This window comes from Flavobacteriales bacterium, assembly GCA_016699575.1.
Classification (GTDB): domain Bacteria; phylum Bacteroidota; class Bacteroidia; order Flavobacteriales_F; family PHOS-HE28; genus PHOS-HE28.
The window spans coordinates 3,000,992-3,018,312 of sequence record CP064979.1 but is presented as its reverse complement, the minus strand read 5'-3'; the positions used below and the strand labels follow the sequence as shown (position 1 = coordinate 3,018,312).

Below are 17,321 nucleotides of genomic sequence, written 5' to 3'. Positions count from 1 at the left end.
CACCATGACGGCAGGTGCCCCGATCGGCTTCTTCGTGCTGCGCAGTAGCGCGGGCGCGGGCAAGACCCATGCGCTGGTAAAGCACTACCTGCGTGCCTGCCTGTGCAGTCCCGATCCCGGCGCCTATCGCCGGGTGCTTGCCCTCACCTTCACCAACAGGGCGGCCGGCGAGATGAAGGAGCGGGTGCTGAGCTACCTGCAGGGCCTCGCCAACGGCAACACCACCGATGGCCGCCTGGCCGATGTGCGCGCTGACCTGTTGCAACGCACCGGCCTTTCCGATGATGAATTGGCTGCGCGCGCGAAGACCATGCACCACCACATGCTCCACCACTGGTCGCAGCTGGCCATCAGCACCATCGATGCGTTCACGCGGCGCATCACGCGGCCCTTCGCCCGCGACCTGCGGTTGGACAACGATCTGGAGATGACCACCGAGGAGGACTACTACCTGCAAGCGGCCGTGGACCGCCTGCTGGAAGCAGCCGTGGAAGACGATTGGCTGCGCAAGGTGCTTACGGAGACATGCCGCCAATTGCTCGAGGACGAGCAGGATTGGAACGCGCGGAAACCGCTGCACGCACTGGCCAAGGAACTGATCAAGGAAAGTGCGGTGGGGCCATTGCAGGCCTTGCGTGATCAACGCCCTGAGGATGCGATCGCATTGGCCAACGATCTGCGCACATGGTGCAAGGCCCATACACAGCGCATGCGGGCATTCGGCAAGCAGGGCCTGGCGTTCTGCGCGGACAACGACCTGGGCGCGGGGAACCTGGCCTTCGGCGACAAGGGCGTGCTGAGCTGGTTCCGGAAAGTCGCGCGCTTTCCACAGGAGGACTTCGCACCACTGCCGCCCTCGCGCAAGCAGGGACTGGAGGTGGGAAAGCTCGCGGGCAGCAAAGTGCCCAAGCCGAAAGCCGCGCGCGTGAACGCGTTGGCGCCCGGGGTGCTGAGCATTGTGCAAAGCGCGGAAGCGGAGCATGCTACCAACGGGAAACGGTTCATCGTTTCGGCAGCCGTGCTTGGCAAGCTGATGCCCACGGCCGCGTTGCAAGCACTCGATGAGCACCTCGACGCCGCGAAACAGGAAGACGGCGTGGCTTTCTTCAGCGACCTCACACGCAAAGTGGCCGAACTGGTGCGCGAGGAACACGCGAGCTTCATCCACGAGCGCATTGGCGAACGCTACCTGCACTACCTGATCGACGAGTTCCAGGACACCAGCCGCCTGCAATGGACCAGCTTGCTGCCGCTCGTGGAGAACGCGCTCGGCAACAACGGCAGCGCGCTCATCGTGGGCGATGCCAAGCAGGCCATCTACCGGTGGCGCAACGGCGATGTGCGCCAGTTCATGGCACTGCCGCGCTTGCACGATAGGGATGGTTTCCCTGATGGCGCCGCGCGGGAGAACGCCCTGGTGCTGGCCAGCAAAGAGCCCGAACCGTTGCCCTTCAACTACCGCAGCACGCGCACCGTGGTGGAGTTCAACAACGCGCTCTTCGCGCACTTGGCGCAGGGACTACCGCCGCAACTGGCCATTGCCTATGCCGGACAGGAGCAACGCGTGAAGAACGAGCAGACCGGTCTGGTTCACGTGCGCATCACCTCGAAAGAGGAACAGAGCGTGAACGAGGACGGAGTGGAAAAACAGTTCCTATTGGAGAGCGTGCAGCAAGCGTTGGGGGACGGTTTCGCGCCGGGCGATATCGCCGTGCTCGTGCAAGCGCACAGCCAAGGTGCGCGCATCGCCACATGGCTTTCGGGCGCAGGGCATGAAGTGACCAGCGCCGATGCCATGCGACTGGGTGCGGATAAGGCCACTACCCTGCTCATCGACCTGTTGCGCTACGTTACGCTATTGGATCCGACGGCCGGTATGCGCGCCATTCAAGCGCTGGCGCTCATCCACGGCAACACGCAGAAAGGCCCCCTCACTTGGGAAGTCGAAGACACGGAAGACCCGCTGGCCCCCATGGACCGGTTCGACGAAGCGGCCCAGCTCACCGGCGCGGACAAGGGACTACGACCACTGCTCATGGCCCTGGCCCGCACCGCCGGCCTGGACCACACCAACGATGCCCATGTGCTCTTCCTGCTGGACCAAGCGCATGCCTTCAGTGTGCAGCACGGCGATGATGCGCTCGGGTTCCTGGAGCACTGGGAGCGCACGGGCAGCACGGGTGTCGTGGAAATACCGCCTTCGCCAACGGCCATCAGCATCGTAACGGTGCACAAGTCGAAGGGCTTGGAATACCCTGTGGTGATCCTGCCCTACACCGAGCGGAAGGGCGGTCGGCGCGAAGACCTCATCTGGATGAACCCGGGCACTGTGGCACCGCAGCGACCGCAAGCGCTGGTGGCGTTGACCAAGGAGCTGACCGAAGCCGATGTGCCCGAAGCAACCGAAGAACAAGAGGAGCAAGCCTTGGACAAGTTGAACATGCTCTACGTGGCATGCACACGCGCCGAGGAACGTCTCTACTTGCTGCTCGACCCGGCGAGCGGCGAACTCACGCAGCGCGTCATTGCACATGTGGAGGCACAAGGCGTGGCGGATGGCAAGTACATCAGTGGCGAGCGCTCGAAGCAGATCGCACGAACCGCATCGTCCACCGCACAAGCGTTGGTCGGCATCGACACCTCGGCACGGCGACCGCCAATGCTGCTGCGCATGGAAGCACCCCAGGAATGGGATCCCGCCAACCCCGACCCGTTCCGGTCGCGCGGCAATGCACTGCACGAGATCGTGGCGCGCACAACCACAGCGCAGGACTTGCCGAGCATTGTGGAAGGCGCAGTTCGGCAAGGCCTTCTTCCCGCAAGCGAGCAGGAAGCCGCTCTGGCGCAACTTTCACCGGCGTTGTCGAGCGCTGCGCTCGCGCCGTGGTTCGACGGAACCAACGAGGTGCGCTCAGAGGTGGCGCTCATCACTGCTGATGGACACACTGTGCGCCCCGACCGGCTGGCGTTCACACCGCAGGGCATCCGCGTGCTGGACCTGAAGACCGGTGCACCCCGGCACGGCCACCGCAAGCAGGTCCTTACTTACATGCAGGTGCTGCGCGAAGCCGGGGAAACCGTCCTCGATGGCCATTTGTTCTACCTGGAAAGCGGCCAACTGGAGCGCGTTGGCACGTAAGCATGAGCCTGCGGTTCTCCCATTCCCACTTCCGCGACTTGTCCACTGCGCAGTTGCATGCCATCCTGAAGCTGCGCGTGGATGTCTTCGTGGTGGAACAGCAATGCGCCTATGCCGAAGTGGACGGGCAGGACACCGATGCCTGGCATGTGCTCGGTCTCGACAGCCAAGGCGCGTTGATGGCCTACGCCCGCGTGCTGCCCAAGCACGGCGAAGGCGCTGCTCACATCGGCCGCGTGGTGGTGCATCCGCGGATGCGCGGCACCGGTGAGGCCGTAGCGCTCATGCGTGCGTGCTTCAAGGTGTTGGAGGATATCCACGGATCGCACGCGAACCATATCGCGGCACAGGAGTACTTGGAGCGGTTCTATCAACGCCTGGGCTACCGCACGGTAAGCGCGCCCTACGATTGGGACGGTATCATGCACATCGACATGGTGCTCGATGCCTGATGATCAGCGCACCAACGTCACGCTGCCGAAATACTCGCGGTGCTTGCCGCCCTTGTCGGTGATGGTGGCCTTGTACGAATAGACCTCGGGCGGAAGCCCTGCCCCGTCCCAGCCTTGTTCCGTGCTGCCCGTGCTGAAGATGACGGAACCCCAGCGGTCGAACACGCGCAGGTCGTAAGAGCCCGCACCGACCACGCGCGGCCAGAACACGTCGTTCACGCCATCACCGTCCGGGGTGAACGCGTTGGGCGCGTAGAAGAGGTGGTCGCGCACGATCACTGTCAGTTCCGTGCGGTCCACACAAGTGTTCGATGTGCCCACTTCCTGCACGACGGTGTACTCGCCGGCATCGCTGAAGCTCCATAGGAAGGTCGGATCGGTGACCTGTTCACCATCGATCCAATAGGTCCAGGTCTGCGCCTCCTGGCTCTGATCGGTGATGAGCACCACCGGGTCCATGACGTTCACTGTGGGAGGATGCACGGAGAAACCTGCAACGGGTTGCGGGTAACCGCGCACCGCGTTGGGATGGAAAGCCTCAACGGTGTCCACACAACCACTGGTGGTCATCACCGTGAGCTTCACATCATACGAACCGTCCACTTGGTAGGTGTAAAGCGGCGCGGCTTGTGCGGATGTCGTTCCATCGCCGAACTCCCACCGGTATTGCATGGGTGTCCAAGCGGTGCTCTGGTTACCGAACTGCACCGGCAGTGGCACGCATCCCGAGGTGTCCGGCGTGAAAACGGCCGTTGGCGCCGGGTACAACCGCACGGTATCCGTGTAGGACTCCGTGCATCCGTGATCAGTGATCGTTAGTTCAACCGCGTGGTTCCCGGGTGCGGTGAAATCGGCCATGACGGGGTCGCCGGTCATAAGAGGTACAGCCCCGTTCGGACCCAGGTCCCATCCGATCTGCGCGTTGTTGCCGAAGACGCCGGTGGCATCCAACTGCACTGGCAGTGCGTGCAAGCACAGCGGGTCCGGTGCAGCGAACGCTGGAGCGATGGGTAAGTAAACCTCGAACACGGAGGTGGCCGTGTCCGCGCAAGGCCAGCCCGGTTGCGTGATCAGCGTCACCGTGTACGTGCCGCTATCGGCATAGGTCCAGGCCGGTGTTGCGAGGTCCGATGTGTCGTTGCCCGCATTGGGGTCGCCGAAATCCCACCAGTAACTGCTTCCGTTCACGCTCTGGTTGTCGAAGTCGACGGTGAGACCATCGCATGTGGACACCTGCTGCTGGATCGCGCTCACCACCGCCAACTGGCAAGGCACTACCTCGAAACGGAAGTCGCGCCGTATCGCGGTGAGCAACACCCCGTTGCGGAACTCTTGTACACGGACACAGATCACGTACTGGCCAAGCGAGGTGGGGAGCACGCTCAATGCCCCGGTCAGCGGGTCGATGGTGAGCGGTGGAGCCGTGTTCATGGCGTTCGCTGCGCTGAACCCGAATTCCCATGGCACGTCCACGAACGGCGGCGCGTCCGGCGGCGAAGGCATGGGATCGAACTGCGAACCGCCGTTCCAAGGTGTCACCAGTTCGAACGATAGTGAATCACCATCGGGGTCTGTGGCACCATGGTCGAACGCGAAGGGATCGTTGCTGCACAACGCGATGGGCGGTAACAGGTTGAACTGCGGGGAACTGTTGTAGCCCGATTGGTTCGCATCGGGCACGTGAACTGCGCAGGCGATGCCGTATTGGTCGGGCGTCTGAAGATTGAGGATCGTGGGAGTGCGGCAGCAGCGCTGATAGGTGATATGATAGCCACCGGGGATCGGCGGAAGGTTCATGACCACCACATACTCCGCGGCTTCAACGCACATCACCGGTAATACCAGCAGGCAAGGGTTGTTCAATTGAACCGGCACGAGGATGGGAGCCGTGAATTGCGGGAACTCGCTGAACAGCCAGCTGCCATTGGCATCGTACACTGCAAGCTCAGCAGAGGCATCGAACCCGGTGCCGTTAACGTTGCCCGGCCCGCAGTCACGGTACATCACCAAGGTCACCTCGTAGTCGTCGTTCCCCAAGTGGGCATAGAACATCTCCCCACCGAGGATGTGGGTTGCGCCCGCTTGAAGGCAAAGCGCACCTGCCAAGGCTCCTATGATCGATCGCAACTTCATGGAACGGCTCGCAAAAGGTAGGACGCAACCGACCGGAACCGCGACGCCCGGGCTCTACCTATTGTCGGCCGGTCTGAACAGGTCAGAGCCCCCGGACCGTCCCATCGCCTCGTCGAACTCGGCCGGGGTGCACGGCAGGAAGTGCCCGTCGGTCATGGCCACCATATCGGCAATGAGCACGCGTTCGGGGTAGGTGGCCGCCACCACGTCATGCACAATGGACCGGCTCCCGATCAGTTGCACCTCCGTGAACGCCGTCCCGGACAGTATCCTGTAGAAGTTCCTCCCGTTCGCCGAACGACGATAGACCGGCTGCTCCACGGCCCAAAGGTGCGCTTCTATCTTGTCGCCGTGGAGCCCTTCCTGCGCACCGTAGCGGAGCTGATGCTCGCAGAGCACGGCCCGGCGCTGTGCGATGTCGCAGTGGTGATGCCGAGCTCGCGTTCGGGCCTTCACCTGCGCAAGCACTTGGCGGCGTTGAACGGCGGTGCCCTTTGGAGCCCTGAGATCCTGTCCTGGGAAACGCTCTGCGAGCGGCTTTCAGGAGCGCGGCCCGTCCATGACATCGAAGCCCTGTTCGCACTGCGCAGTGCCCAGACCGAAGAAGACCGGGCATCCGAGGATCTGCATGCCTTCCTGGACCGGGCACCCATCATCCTATCGGACATCAACGCCATCGAATCGGACCTGCTGGATGTGGAGGCGTTCTACGTCGACCTGCGACAAGTGGAGGGGATAGAGCAATGGTCCTTCGATCGACCAGGAATGAGCCCGTCCCAGTCGCGCTTGCTTGACCGGTGGTTGAAGCAGCGCGACCTCCACCACCGCTTCAAGGAGAACCTCAAGGCAGTGAAGGCCGGGACCACGGGAATGGTAGCGCGGGAAGCTGCGGAGAACCTCGCCAAGGGAGCATCATCGCCGTGGAAGGCGCTGTGGTTCGTGGGCCTGAATGCCATGACACCGGCCCAGCACAGCGTGCTCTCATCCTTGCAGAGAGCGGATATCGCCCGCTTATGCTTCGACGGGGACTTGTCGTACATGGGCGAGGATGACCAGGAGGCGGGACGTTCACTGCGCCGTGTGGTCGCTCGGCACGGAACCGGCCTGGTCCCGATGGGAGATCACCTGCGCACGATCGTACGGCAACTGCGGATCGCTGAAGTGCCCACGCCCATCGCCGAGTGCATCCACGCCGGGCGCCTCCTGTCCGAACTGAGCGCGGCAGAGCGTGCGAAAACCGCGGTGGTCCTTACTGACGAGGGTTTGCTCCTGCCCTTGCTGGAACATCTGCCCGCTGACATCGGCCCGCTCAACATCACCATGGGCCTGCGCCTGAGCAAGCTCCCGGTTTTCGGGTTGCTGGAGGCGTTCTTCAAGCTCCGTACAACATGGAACGCAGGCGGCCGGGTCCGGGCCGAGGATATGCACGCTTTGCTCGAACACCCCTTGTTGGCACCGGCGTTGGCCAGGAGCATTGTGCTGCGTTCGGAGCTTCGTCCGCATCTGTTCACGCAAAGTTGGTTATCGCCAGCCACGCTCTCCGCCGCATGGTCCGGCGATGCCGTTGGCGAGGCCTTGCTCAGCGCGCTGCGCGCAACCGGGCGCAGCGCAACGGAACGCGCAGGATACAGTTCATTGATCAGCCTTGCGCTCGCCGATGGCGCACACGGTCCGTTCGAGCGGGAGCAGCTCTTCCGCGCCGCGCGAATGCTGGAACAGCTTGCCAACGAACTCGGTCGCATTGCCATCCATACGGATGGTGATACCTTCTACCGGCTCTTCGCACGCATGGCCCGGGAGCAGCGCATCCCCTTCACGGGCGAGCCGTTGCAAGGCCTGCAGATCATGGGCATGCTCGACACCCGCGCGGTCGATCACGAGCGCCTGATCATCCTGTCCTGCAACGAAGGCACGTTGCCGCCCCCAAGCGTGGACCGGTCGTTCATCCCGTTCGATATCCGGTTGATGCGGAAGATGTCCCTGCCCTCGGATGCTGATGCGCTTCAAGCCTACACGTTCCATCGCGCGGTGCAGCGTGCCCGCGAGGTGCATTTGATCCGCTCAACGGCCGGTCCGGGCGGCGAAGCGGGCGAAACACGGTACATCCATCAACTTAGATCGTCGCTGAAGAGCAGCCTCACGCAATTCGAGCAAGGGTCCTACCAAGTCCCTGCGCGGCAGCGACCAGAGGCTCTCCTGGTCGTGGAAAAGAGCGCAACGATGATCGCGCTGTTGCATGAGCGCTTGGCGATAGGCCTTTCGCCAAGCGCCATCGGCACGTTCCTGCGGTGCCCGCTGGATTTCTACTTCAAGCACGTGATCGGGTTGCGCGAACCGGAGGTGTTCACCAACGACGTTGGAAGCGACGTCATGGGCACTGCGGTCCACAAGACCCTTGAAATGCTGCTGGCGCCTACGATAGGCAAGCCGCTGGCGGCGCAATACCTGCGTGAGGCAGCGCAGCAAGCCGGGCCGGTGTTGGTAGCACGCATTTTGGCGGAAGCTCCGCACATCGATCCCGCCAAGGGCCACGCCCATCTGCAATGGGACATGGCCCGGAACGCGATCGAGCGATGTTTGCTCAACGATGCTGGTTCCATCGACAATGGCACATCCATCACCATCCTGTCGTTGGAGGAACAGCTGAACATCGAGGTTCCTGACGGACGGGCCACGCTTGGTGTCCCCTTTGCTCTCCACGGGCGTTTGGACCGCACGGAGCTCAGGAACGGCGTGCACCGGATCGTGGACGTGAAGACCGGATCCGTGAAAGAGAGCGACCTGGTCCTGGAATTACCGACCTCGGGCAAACCGAAAGAGAAGGCACTTCAACTTGCGGCCTATGCCCTGATGAAACTGGTGGCCGATCCGGGTCTGAGCCAGTTGAACGCAGGGCTGGTCGCGTTGCGCAAACCCTCCCTGCACGACCGTTCCGACCTGCGGATAAACGGTGATGCCAACATCGGCCGAGCGCATGTCGCAACACTGGCAGAGACTTTCACTGGTATCGCCAGCAGCATCCTCGACACCGCGGTGCCTTTCACGCACGACCCGAAGAGTTCGTATTGCCGGTTCTGCATGGCCTGAAAATGAAGCGGGGGCCCGAAAGCCCCCGCCGGATCCTCAAGATGAATAATCAGCGGTACACCACCTTGTGCACGCTCTGCTCCCCGTTGCGGGTCACCTTCAAGTAGTAGACCCCGTTGCTCTGCGCCGTCAGGTCCATCTCCTTGCGATAAGCGCCAACGAATTTCGCCTGACGCTCCGTGAAGACCACCTGGCCAAGGGCGTTCACGATCTCAACCTGCAGATCCGTCGGCTCAAGCACGGTGAACTGGAAGCTGAACAAGCCATCGTTCGGGTTCGGCCGAATGACCACGGTCCCGTCCGTATCCGCCGCGCTCGCAAGATCCTTGTAGATGAGGCCCGTGCGGTCCTGGCCGCCGAGCGAGACATAGTAATCGCCGTTGTTGGCGAGCTCACCGGTCCAAGCGTCGTTCACCAGTTCGATCTCGGCTTTGCCGCTCACGGGAACCACCGCCAAGGTGATCTCCTTGCCCGCCTCAAGGGCAAGACCGGCATCGCTCATGGGCGAGAAACCGAAGCCCGCGAACACCTGGTAGTTGTAGTTGCCGTTCTCACGCACCGCGCCACTGGCGTTCATATTGATGGCACCTACCATGTCCTGTTCCTGGGCAATGTCCCCAAGGGTTGCGCCGCTGTTCTTGTCCCAACGCAGGGTGAACACCACGCTGGAGAGGATCCCATTGAAGTTCTCCTGCGGACGCAGGCGCACTTCGACCTGTCCGTCGCGGTTGTTGTAGATGCCGATGTCCACCTGGCTCTGCGCCATGAGACCGGCCGGCAGAAGACCCAGAACGGCGAGGAGTTTATGCTTCAACATGTTGATGGGGTTACGGTAGTTGTTCGTGGCCGACGTTGGTGGGGATGGAGCCACCGATGTTTACGAGAATGGGGTCGCGGTCGTTAGCGGCACCGGCGTACTTCACCGCTCCGTCCAAGTTCACATCACAAACGGAGTAGGCGTTCACCACAGCCGTGGGAACGTTCCCCCCGATGGCTTGCAGGATCGGATCGCGGTCGTTCGACATGCCTACGTACTTCAGCAGCGCGTCCAAAGTAGTGTTGCCCGCCCACTGGAGCAATACCCCCCCCTCGGAGGTCAACGCGTTCGTGCCGTATACGGTCTGACCTGTCGAGGTGAAGTCGACAAGGGCCACTGAACCGTCCATTGCCACGGGTGCGGCGGTCATCACTCCGAAGTGGTTCCGGTGCCGCAAAGCGACATAATAGGCCGGTTCTTCAACTGGCAGCATCACCGGCCATTGGCCACTGGGCGAAATGAGGTCCCCATCCCGTTGAAGGAGCAGCGCATGCGTGGCGACGACAACGGCGGGGTTGACGGCTGAACGGAACTCGAGCAGGACCCAATCCACGATCGCATCCGGTCCGTTCACGGCAAGCACACCAGGGGCCGTCGATTCGCCTGTCGTGCCCGCGCGCAGGAATCCAAGCTGGGTGTACGGCTCCGTGAAGGGCAGGGCTCCCGTTGCACGGAGATCGTCGCGCATAAGTCCCGCGTTGGTGTCGTACGGACCTTGCAAATAGGTACGCAACATGAACGACTTGGCGCGCGGGCAGTGCTGGGACATGGGCCCGTTGGACAGCACCGCGGACGGATCGCTGCTCTCGGTGCTGGCGGTGTACCCGCGAACACCGTTGCGGCCAGCCTGGGAATGGTCGCTCACTTCCTGCTGAACAGGCAAGGCATCGAAAGACCAATAACCCACCAGCCCATTGGAGGCAGGGTCCACAGGACCGTTCCGGTTCGCCGCGATCAACGCTGCCGATCGCGCATTGTTCCACAACCGCATTTCATCGAGTTCACCATTGAAGGAACCGGCGAACGCGCCTTTGCCCAAGGCGTGCGACCAAATGGTGCCCGTGAACGGTGAAGCGCTTGCGGCAACGTCCTGAACACCGTCCACATAAAGCTTCAGCGCGTTGCCCGCACGTGTGATCGCATAGTGATGCCACTGACCGGGGATGACCTGCTGGGAGCCGGTCAACCGATCGGCCACCTTGAAAAAGCGGATCCTACCGTTGTCCAGGTCCAGCGAGAAATCACTGTTGTTTCCAACGATGGCGTCCGCGGAGCTCAAACCAGCTGCAGCGTTCATCCAGAACTCGAGCGTGAAATCGCCCACGATGGTGAACGGGGTGAAAGACACCAGATCGTCGGCACCATCGAAGGACAACGCGTGCCCGCACTCTCCGCAAGCACCCACGGGCGTGTAAAAGGCGGTGAGCGTAGCATTGGCGTCGCCAACGGTGTACTCGTGCGTCAAGGCGCCGCCATCGCTCCACCCGGTGAAGGCGTAGCTCACGCCATTGAAGCATTGTGTTGAGAGCGGTACGCTCACCACGAGTTTACTGCCCACTGCATGATCCAGCATCGAAGGCGCGACCAATGGCAAGCCTTCAACGATCACTTCCAGCCCTTGCGGCACGGTTTGGATCCCCAGTTGGACCTTCAGTGGAAAAACCTCGATCGACGTGGAAGCTTGGATGCCATCGGCATCGGTGACAGTGACCGTCACCCGGTACCATGTGTTCCCACTGAAGCCGTGGCCGTCCGTTGGCACCACCAGGTCGAACGTTGCGCCGCCGCTCGCACCGGCTTCCGGGTGCGTGTGGGCATCGTGTTGGAACTGCACGGTCCACACGTAGGTCGTCGGTGGCACCGGTTCGTCATCCGTTGCAAGCGCCGTGAACTCCACCACCTGCCCAGCTTGGAAGAACGAACCGTTCGCGGGAGAAATGATCTGGACCGTAGGAGGGATCCCGACGGTGATCGGCGGCGCTTCGCACACGGTGCTGCTGTTTCCGTCGCTTACCACCACGATGGCCTCGTACACGCCTTCCCCATTGAAAGTGTGCGTTTGCGCTGCGCCAACGAACGTTCCCGACCCATCACCGAACGCCCATGTGTAGGTGAGCGGCAGACCTTCAGGATCGGTGGCGGAAGCATTGAACTGCACTTGCACGGTCGGACCAGGGTCGTTTTGGGGCGTTGCTGAAATGGTACCGCAAACGGGTGAATAGTCGGGGGCGATGAAGATCCTGTGAACCGACCCTGTAAGCCCACCAATACCATCAGCGAACGATACATAGATGAGCGAGCCATCGGGTCCCTGAAGGAGCTTCACCACGCTCTGCGGCTCCACCCCGCCCATCGAATCGGGGTCCAGGAACACCTCGTCCCCGATCACGGATCCATTCGGCGCAAGCGTCAAGCAGCGGATCCAATTCCTCACGTAGTCCGCGTAGAACAACTTGCCTTCGTAGGCCGGACCGAACATGGTCCCGTCATAGACAAAGCCCGCCATGATGGATGCACCTACGCCGTTGTGCTGGTATGTGAACACGGGGTCGCTGAATGCCGGGTCCAAGCAGTCTCCCCCAATGCCCCTGCCACCATCACCACAGGCTGGCCAGCCGAAGTTGGCCGCTGGCGTGCAGAGATGAAGGTCCTCCCAGGACACATTGATATCGTTGCCGCCCACTTCGCTGACGTAGAAGCGGGCGTTCACCGCATCGTATGCACCGCGGAAAGGGCTGCGCAAGCCCATGCTGTAAATGGTCTTGAGCGCGCCGTTCGCGTTGAACAGCCCGGGCGTGGCATCGTAGTACGGATTGTCGGCGGGTACCGTGCCATCGGTGTTGAAGCGATGGACCTTGCCGTAGGGACTTGACGTGCTCTGTGCAAGAGCAGGCGTGAAATCGTCACCGACCGCAAGGAGGATCTTCCCATCAGGGGTGATGTTCAGAGCGCCACCCGTATGACAACAATCGCTGAACGGAGCAACCGTTTCCCAGACGACGAACTCATCGCTCAGATCAGCCACGCTGTCGTGGTGGATGAACCGCGAAACCCGGTTCTTGTTGGCGAAGGTGCTGTAGTAGATGTAGAAGTAGCCGTTGTTGGCAAAGTCAGGGTCCAACACGAGTTCAGCCAGGCCGTGCTCGGCAGTGAAGTTGATGTTGGACAACGCCATGTAGATGGACAGGTCCAACGGAGGCTGATCGATGGGGCTGGTGATGAAGACCACACCCCCAAGGGTGGCAACCAGCATCCTGTTGTCCGGGAGAACGGCCACACTGCTCGGATTGCTCACCTGATCGAGCAGCAACTGGTGCTGCATGCCGGGAAGCTGCGCTCTGCTCTCAAGGGACAAGGAAGACGCCGCACATGTGCAAGCCAAGGCAAGCGAACGGAACAGGCTGTGCACGGTGCTCAACTGCATGATATTGTGCCGTTTACGGGCCACATGACCAAGGGTTCCTGCACACAGACCCCGCGTGCTGACTCCCGGCGGGCAAATGTACTGGGGTCCGCTGGGGGGCGCCACCATGATGAACGACAGGTCAGAAAACCGAACAGGGGCCCGGATGGAGCCCCTGTCGGTACCTGCAAGGAAAAATTGATGGAACCGATCGCGGGTTCGGAGGATCGCCCTTGCCCGCGAACAATGGGAAGACGCCCTCCTCAGAACAGGGTTGCCGCCCGAGGTCAAAAAAATCTACTCCGTGAACCGGTAGCCAACCCCGCGGATGGAATGGAAATGCCGGGGAGCCTTGGGGTCGTCCTTGACATACTTCCTGAAATTGAGGATGAAGTTGTCGATCGTGCGGGTGCTGGGGAAGACGTCGTAGCCCCAAACCTTCTGCAGGATCTCCTCACGGCTCACCACTTCGCCTTTGCGCTCTACCAGTAGCCGCAAGAGCATAGCCTCGCGCTTGCTCAGTGGGTGAAGTCCTCCCTCCCTGTCCGTGAGCGAATATCCCTTGAAATTGATGGAATGACCGGAGAAGTTGTAAGTGTCCTCCACAACCGACCGGCGCTCTCCGCCTGCACGGGCAAGCAGCTTCCTCACCCGTAAGAGCAGCTCCTCCAATTCGAACGGCTTGGCCAGGTGATCATCGCCGGTCTTCAGGCCCCTGATGCGATCTGCCGGGGCGTTCCGTGCAGTGAGGAACAGCACCGGCGTCGTGTTCCCTTCCACCCGCATGGTCTCGCACACCGTGAAACCGTCCACTTCGGGCAACATCACATCGAGGACGACCAGGTCGAAACGAGCACCTCGCACACGAGCCAAGGCTTCTGCGCCATCAGCTGCAGTGGTCACCTCATAGCCATCCAGTTTCAAGTTCAATTTCAGCGTGCTCCGCAGTGAGGGTTCATCTTCCACAAGCAACAAGCGGCCGGGTGCAATAGCGGGCATGGTGCAAAGGTGGTGCGGCTATGTTTACCCACCGAAAAGCATGTTCACTTCAGAAGAGATCGAGCAAGCCAACGCAATCAGTGCCCACTGCATGATCAGCGCGCTGGGTATCCGTTTTGTTGCGGGTGAACCAGGAACGTTCTGCGCGACCATGCCGGTTGAGCCGCGCACGCACCAACCCATGGGCCTTCTGCACGGTGGGGCCACGGCAGCACTGGCCGAATCGCTTGGCAGCACGGGCAGCTATATGCTCATCGACCGTGAGCGGCATGCCGTGGTGGGCATTGAAGTGAACGCGAACCACCTGCGTGGCGTGCGTTCCGGCTTGGTGAAAGCCATCGGCAGACTGGCGCACAAAGGACGAACAACCCATGTCTGGGACATCCGCGTGGAGGATGAACAGGGAGCGTTGGTGGCGTTGTGCCGATTGACCAACCTGGTCATTGAGCGGCGGGCATGACGCGGTCATTCCGGCACCTCCTTGATGTATGCCTCAAGCGCCGATTGACGTTCGCTGCTTTCCGCGCGCCTCACGGTCCCATTGAGCTGTGGGTGCAACATCAACCGGAGACCGAACGCATATCGTGGGAGGCACTGGATGCCATGGTCAACCGGTTCCTGGTGATGCCTTTCGTGGCCGATCCCCGTGGTCCATTGGGGATCGCTCCCGATGTGCGCATTCTAAGTGGGAGCGCGGCTGATGCAGATCCTGCTTTGACCGATTGCCTGGGCACCAACGAACTGCATCAACACGAACAGGTTGTTCCGGCGGATGCAAGCTCCATCTTCACCGAGAGCGTGGATTCTGCCAAGAAGCGCATGGCCCACGGCAGCATGGCCAAAGTGGTGTTGTCCCGCGCGCAACAAGTGGACCTTGCCCCCGAGCAGCTTCCCGATCTCTTCGCACACGCCCTACAGTCCTCACCGGAAGTGCTGGTGGCTCTGGTGTCGCTTCCAGAACACGGCACTTGGCTGGGTGCTTCTCCTGAGCGTCTGATCAACGTATCCCAAGACCGGATCAGAGTGGACAGTCTAGCCGGTACGGTTCCGGTCCGAACGTTCAACGATGAAGTAGGCGCATGGGGCAGCAAAGAGCGCGAAGAGCAAGCAATGGTCACCGCGGGTGTTGTGGGGGCCTTCCGTGCAACAGGCTACACCGATGTGAACACGAACGGACCGAACGTGGTGACCGCAGGCCCGGTGGCACATCTGCTCACCACCGTGTCAGCCCCCGTCGGTGATCGTTCTCCTGCATCCTTGGTCCGCGAGCTGCACCCGACACCGGCCGTCTGCGGAACACCGAGGAGTGAAGCAATGTCCTTCATTCTGGCCAACGAACCCGTGCAACGAGGGTTGTACGCCGGCTTTTGGGGGCCATGGCGCTCTGTGCGTGATGGTCAGCTCTTTGTGAACATCCGTTGCCTGCAGCATGCCGAAGGGACGGCGACCATCCATGCCGGTGCGGGCATCACGGCAGCGTCCGACCCGGACAAAGAGCTGCGCGAAACGGAGGAGAAGGCGCGCACCTGGCTGGCTCCCATTGCCGCCCTGAAGTAGCCGGTACATTCGCGGCCCGATGGCAACAAGCGACCACTTCGCCGCCGCAGAGCTCGCGCGGCTTTGCTTCGCGAAAGGAGTCCGCCATGCCGTGATCAGTCCGGGTTCGCGCAGTGCACCACTGGTCGTAGCGTTCAACGGGCAGGAGGGCATGCAATGCCTTCAAGTGATCGACGAGCGCAGTGCTGCCTTCTTCGCATTGGGCATGGCCCAGCAGCTGCATGCGCCGGTGGCGCTCATTTGCACCAGTGGTAGTGCCGTGCTGAACTACGGACCAGCGATAGCAGAAGCATTCTACCAGCGAGTGCCCCTGCTCGTGATCACGGCTGACCGGCCCGAGGAATGGGTGGACCAAGGCGAGGGCCAGGCCATCCGGCAACAGGGCGTGCTCGCCTTGCACATGAAGCGCAGCGTGCAGTTGCCGCGGATCACCTCTGATCCGCTTTCCCGCTGGCATTGCGGGCGCTTGATCAACGAAGCCATCGATGCCACATTGCTGCCCGTGCCGGGACCGGTGCATGTTAACGTACCGTTCGCAGAGCCGCTGTATGGCATGGTCGGGGATGGACAGGCGGGACGCCCGTCCAGACTGATCGCGCCGGTGATGACCGAGCCGTTCATCCTCCCGGACCATGCCCGCTGGCTCATCGGACAGGTGAGCGCACGGAAAAAGGTGCTGGTGCTCGCCGGCCAAGGACTGTGGAGCGAGGGGCTCAAGGCGCAACTCCAAAGGCTTGCAGCCTTGCCGCAGGTTTCAGTGCACACGGAAGCGACCAGCAACCTTGAAGACCCCGCGTTCATCGGTTGCATCGACCGTGCAATTGAAGGTGTGAACGATAGCAATGAAGCCGACCTGAAGCCGGACCTGCTCATCACCTTCGGTGGTGCGATCGTGAGCAAACGCGTGAAGACCCTGCTCCGCAAGTGGCGACCGGAACAGCACTGGAACGTGGACGTGGGCCAACGGCACTACGACACATACCAGAGCTTGACGCACGACATTGCCGTGAACCCGGAGATCTTCTTCGCCCAAGTAATGAACGGCGCACAAGGGAACGAGAGCATCTACGGCGAGGCCTGGCGTATGGTGGACCAACGCACACGGGGCCTGCACAACCGCATCGTTGCCTCGGCGCCGTTCTGTGACCTTACCGTGTTCAACACGCTCAACGATCGTATCCCCGGCGACAGCGACGTGCACGTGGCGAACAGCACGCCCGCGCGCTACGTGCAGCTCTTCGATCGGGTGCGTGGCATCCGTTGGTTCAGTAACCGTGGCACGAGCGGCATCGATGGCTGCACGAGCACCGCGGTCGGCGCGGCATTCGCATTACAGAAAACCACCACTCTCATCACCGGCGACACCGCCTTCTGCTACGACAGCAATGCGTTCTGGAATGAGCACCTGTCGCCTCACCTGAAGATCATCGTCATCGACAACGGTGGCGGCAACATCTTCCGCTACATCGATGGGCCTGACAAGGACCCCGAACTGCTCAAGTGGTTCGAGGCACCGCACACCCGTAACATTGAGAGGCTGGTGAAGAGCTACGACCTGCCGTACTGCCACGCCAATGACCAAGCCTCGTTGGAAGCTGGGCTCGACAAGTTGTACGCGGTACACGAACGCCCTGCTGTTCTCCACATCACCACCGACGCGCATACCTCACCCAAGGTGTTGCGCGAGTACTTCCAACAACTCCGCTCGACATGATCGTTGCGCATCCATTGCGT

General features: G+C 61.7%; 11 protein-coding genes. 6 read left to right on the top strand and 5 right to left on the bottom strand.

What is annotated here, in order from left to right; translation table 11 throughout:
* The first annotated feature begins 4 nt into the window (after positions 1–4).
* Together IPJ76_12550 and IPJ76_12545 are read left to right on the top strand one after the other, a co-directional pair.
* Positions 5–3,139 (top strand): UvrD-helicase domain-containing protein, encoded by a 3,135-nt coding sequence (locus IPJ76_12550; GenBank protein ID QQR85436.1) that lies wholly within the window; start codon positions 5–7, stop codon positions 3,137–3,139.
* Between the two features lie 2 nt (positions 3,140–3,141).
* The gene (locus IPJ76_12545) at positions 3,142–3,591 is read left to right on the top strand and encodes a GNAT family N-acetyltransferase (GenBank protein QQR85435.1); all 450 of its coding nucleotides are present in this window, start codon (positions 3,142–3,144) and stop codon (positions 3,589–3,591) included.
* Between the two features lie 3 nt (positions 3,592–3,594).
* Here IPJ76_12545 and IPJ76_12540 read toward each other — a convergent pair whose 3' ends face one another.
* Both IPJ76_12540 and IPJ76_12535 read right to left on the bottom strand, forming a co-directional pair.
* Entirely contained in the window at positions 3,595–5,724 is a 2,130-nt protein-coding gene (locus IPJ76_12540; protein QQR85434.1) for a gliding motility-associated C-terminal domain-containing protein, read from the bottom strand.
* A gap of 54 nt (positions 5,725–5,778) precedes the next feature.
* On the bottom strand, positions 5,779–6,045 hold the full coding sequence (locus tag IPJ76_12535; protein QQR85433.1) for a hypothetical protein: 267 nt from the start codon (positions 6,043–6,045) through the stop codon (positions 5,779–5,781).
* 30 nt (positions 6,046–6,075) lie between these two features.
* On the opposite strand from IPJ76_12535, the gene IPJ76_12530 reads away from it, so the two are divergent.
* Positions 6,076–8,811, top strand: a complete 2,736-nt coding sequence (locus IPJ76_12530) for a PD-(D/E)XK nuclease family protein (protein ID QQR85432.1) — start codon at positions 6,076–6,078, stop codon at positions 8,809–8,811.
* A gap of 49 nt (positions 8,812–8,860) precedes the next feature.
* Here IPJ76_12530 and IPJ76_12525 read toward each other — a convergent pair whose 3' ends face one another.
* The 3 genes from IPJ76_12525 to IPJ76_12515 form a co-directional block, all read right to left on the bottom strand.
* The gene (locus tag IPJ76_12525; GenBank protein ID QQR85431.1) at positions 8,861–9,628 is read right to left on the bottom strand and encodes a T9SS type A sorting domain-containing protein; all 768 of its coding nucleotides are present in this window, start codon (positions 9,626–9,628) and stop codon (positions 8,861–8,863) included.
* Positions 9,629–9,638: 10 nt separating this feature from the next.
* Entirely contained in the window at positions 9,639–12,950 is a 3,312-nt protein-coding gene (locus IPJ76_12520) for a PQQ-dependent sugar dehydrogenase (protein QQR85430.1), read from the bottom strand.
* A 378-nt stretch (positions 12,951–13,328) separates the two neighbouring features.
* Positions 13,329–14,030 (bottom strand): response regulator transcription factor, encoded by a 702-nt coding sequence (locus IPJ76_12515; GenBank protein ID QQR85429.1) that lies wholly within the window; start codon positions 14,028–14,030, stop codon positions 13,329–13,331.
* A 40-nt stretch (positions 14,031–14,070) separates the two neighbouring features.
* Here IPJ76_12515 and IPJ76_12510 point away from each other — a divergent pair, with 40 nt between their 5' ends.
* The 3 genes from IPJ76_12510 to menD are packed head-to-tail and all read left to right on the top strand — an operon-like array spanning position 14,071 to position 17,301.
* On the top strand, positions 14,071–14,490 hold the full coding sequence (locus tag IPJ76_12510) for a hotdog fold thioesterase (GenBank protein ID QQR85428.1): 420 nt from the start codon (positions 14,071–14,073) through the stop codon (positions 14,488–14,490).
* Positions 14,487–15,587 carry a chorismate-binding protein gene (locus IPJ76_12505; GenBank protein ID QQR85427.1) on the top strand — a complete coding sequence of 367 codons (1,101 nt, stop codon included), beginning with the start codon at positions 14,487–14,489 and terminating at the stop codon, positions 15,585–15,587. Before IPJ76_12510 ends, IPJ76_12505 begins: the two co-directional genes overlap by 4 nt.
* Before the next feature lie 19 nt (positions 15,588–15,606).
* Positions 15,607–17,301 carry a 2-succinyl-5-enolpyruvyl-6-hydroxy-3-cyclohexene-1-carboxylic-acid synthase gene (menD, locus tag IPJ76_12500; protein ID QQR85426.1) on the top strand — a complete coding sequence of 565 codons (1,695 nt, stop codon included), beginning with the start codon at positions 15,607–15,609 and terminating at the stop codon, positions 17,299–17,301.
* The last annotated feature ends 20 nt before the right edge of the window (positions 17,302–17,321 follow it).

Coding starts and splice junctions, on each gene's coding strand:
- IPJ76_12550 (QQR85436.1), top strand. CDS start 5: ATGACGGCAGGTGCCCCGATCGGCTTCTTCGTGCTGCGCAGTAGCGCG.
- IPJ76_12545 (QQR85435.1), top strand. CDS start 3,142: ATGAGCCTGCGGTTCTCCCATTCCCACTTCCGCGACTTGTCCACTGCG.
- IPJ76_12540 (QQR85434.1), bottom strand. CDS start 5,724: ATGAAGTTGCGATCGATCATAGGAGCCTTGGCAGGTGCGCTTTGCCTT.
- IPJ76_12525 (QQR85431.1), bottom strand. CDS start 9,628: ATGTTGAAGCATAAACTCCTCGCCGTTCTGGGTCTTCTGCCGGCCGGT.
- IPJ76_12520 (QQR85430.1), bottom strand. CDS start 12,950: ATGCAGCACCAGTTGCTGCTCGATCAGGTGAGCAATCCGAGCAGTGTG.
- IPJ76_12515 (QQR85429.1), bottom strand. CDS start 14,030: ATGCCCGCTATTGCACCCGGCCGCTTGTTGCTTGTGGAAGATGAACCC.
- IPJ76_12510 (QQR85428.1), top strand. CDS start 14,071: ATGTTCACTTCAGAAGAGATCGAGCAAGCCAACGCAATCAGTGCCCAC.
- IPJ76_12505 (QQR85427.1), top strand. CDS start 14,487: ATGACGCGGTCATTCCGGCACCTCCTTGATGTATGCCTCAAGCGCCGA.
- menD (QQR85426.1), top strand. CDS start 15,607: ATGGCAACAAGCGACCACTTCGCCGCCGCAGAGCTCGCGCGGCTTTGC.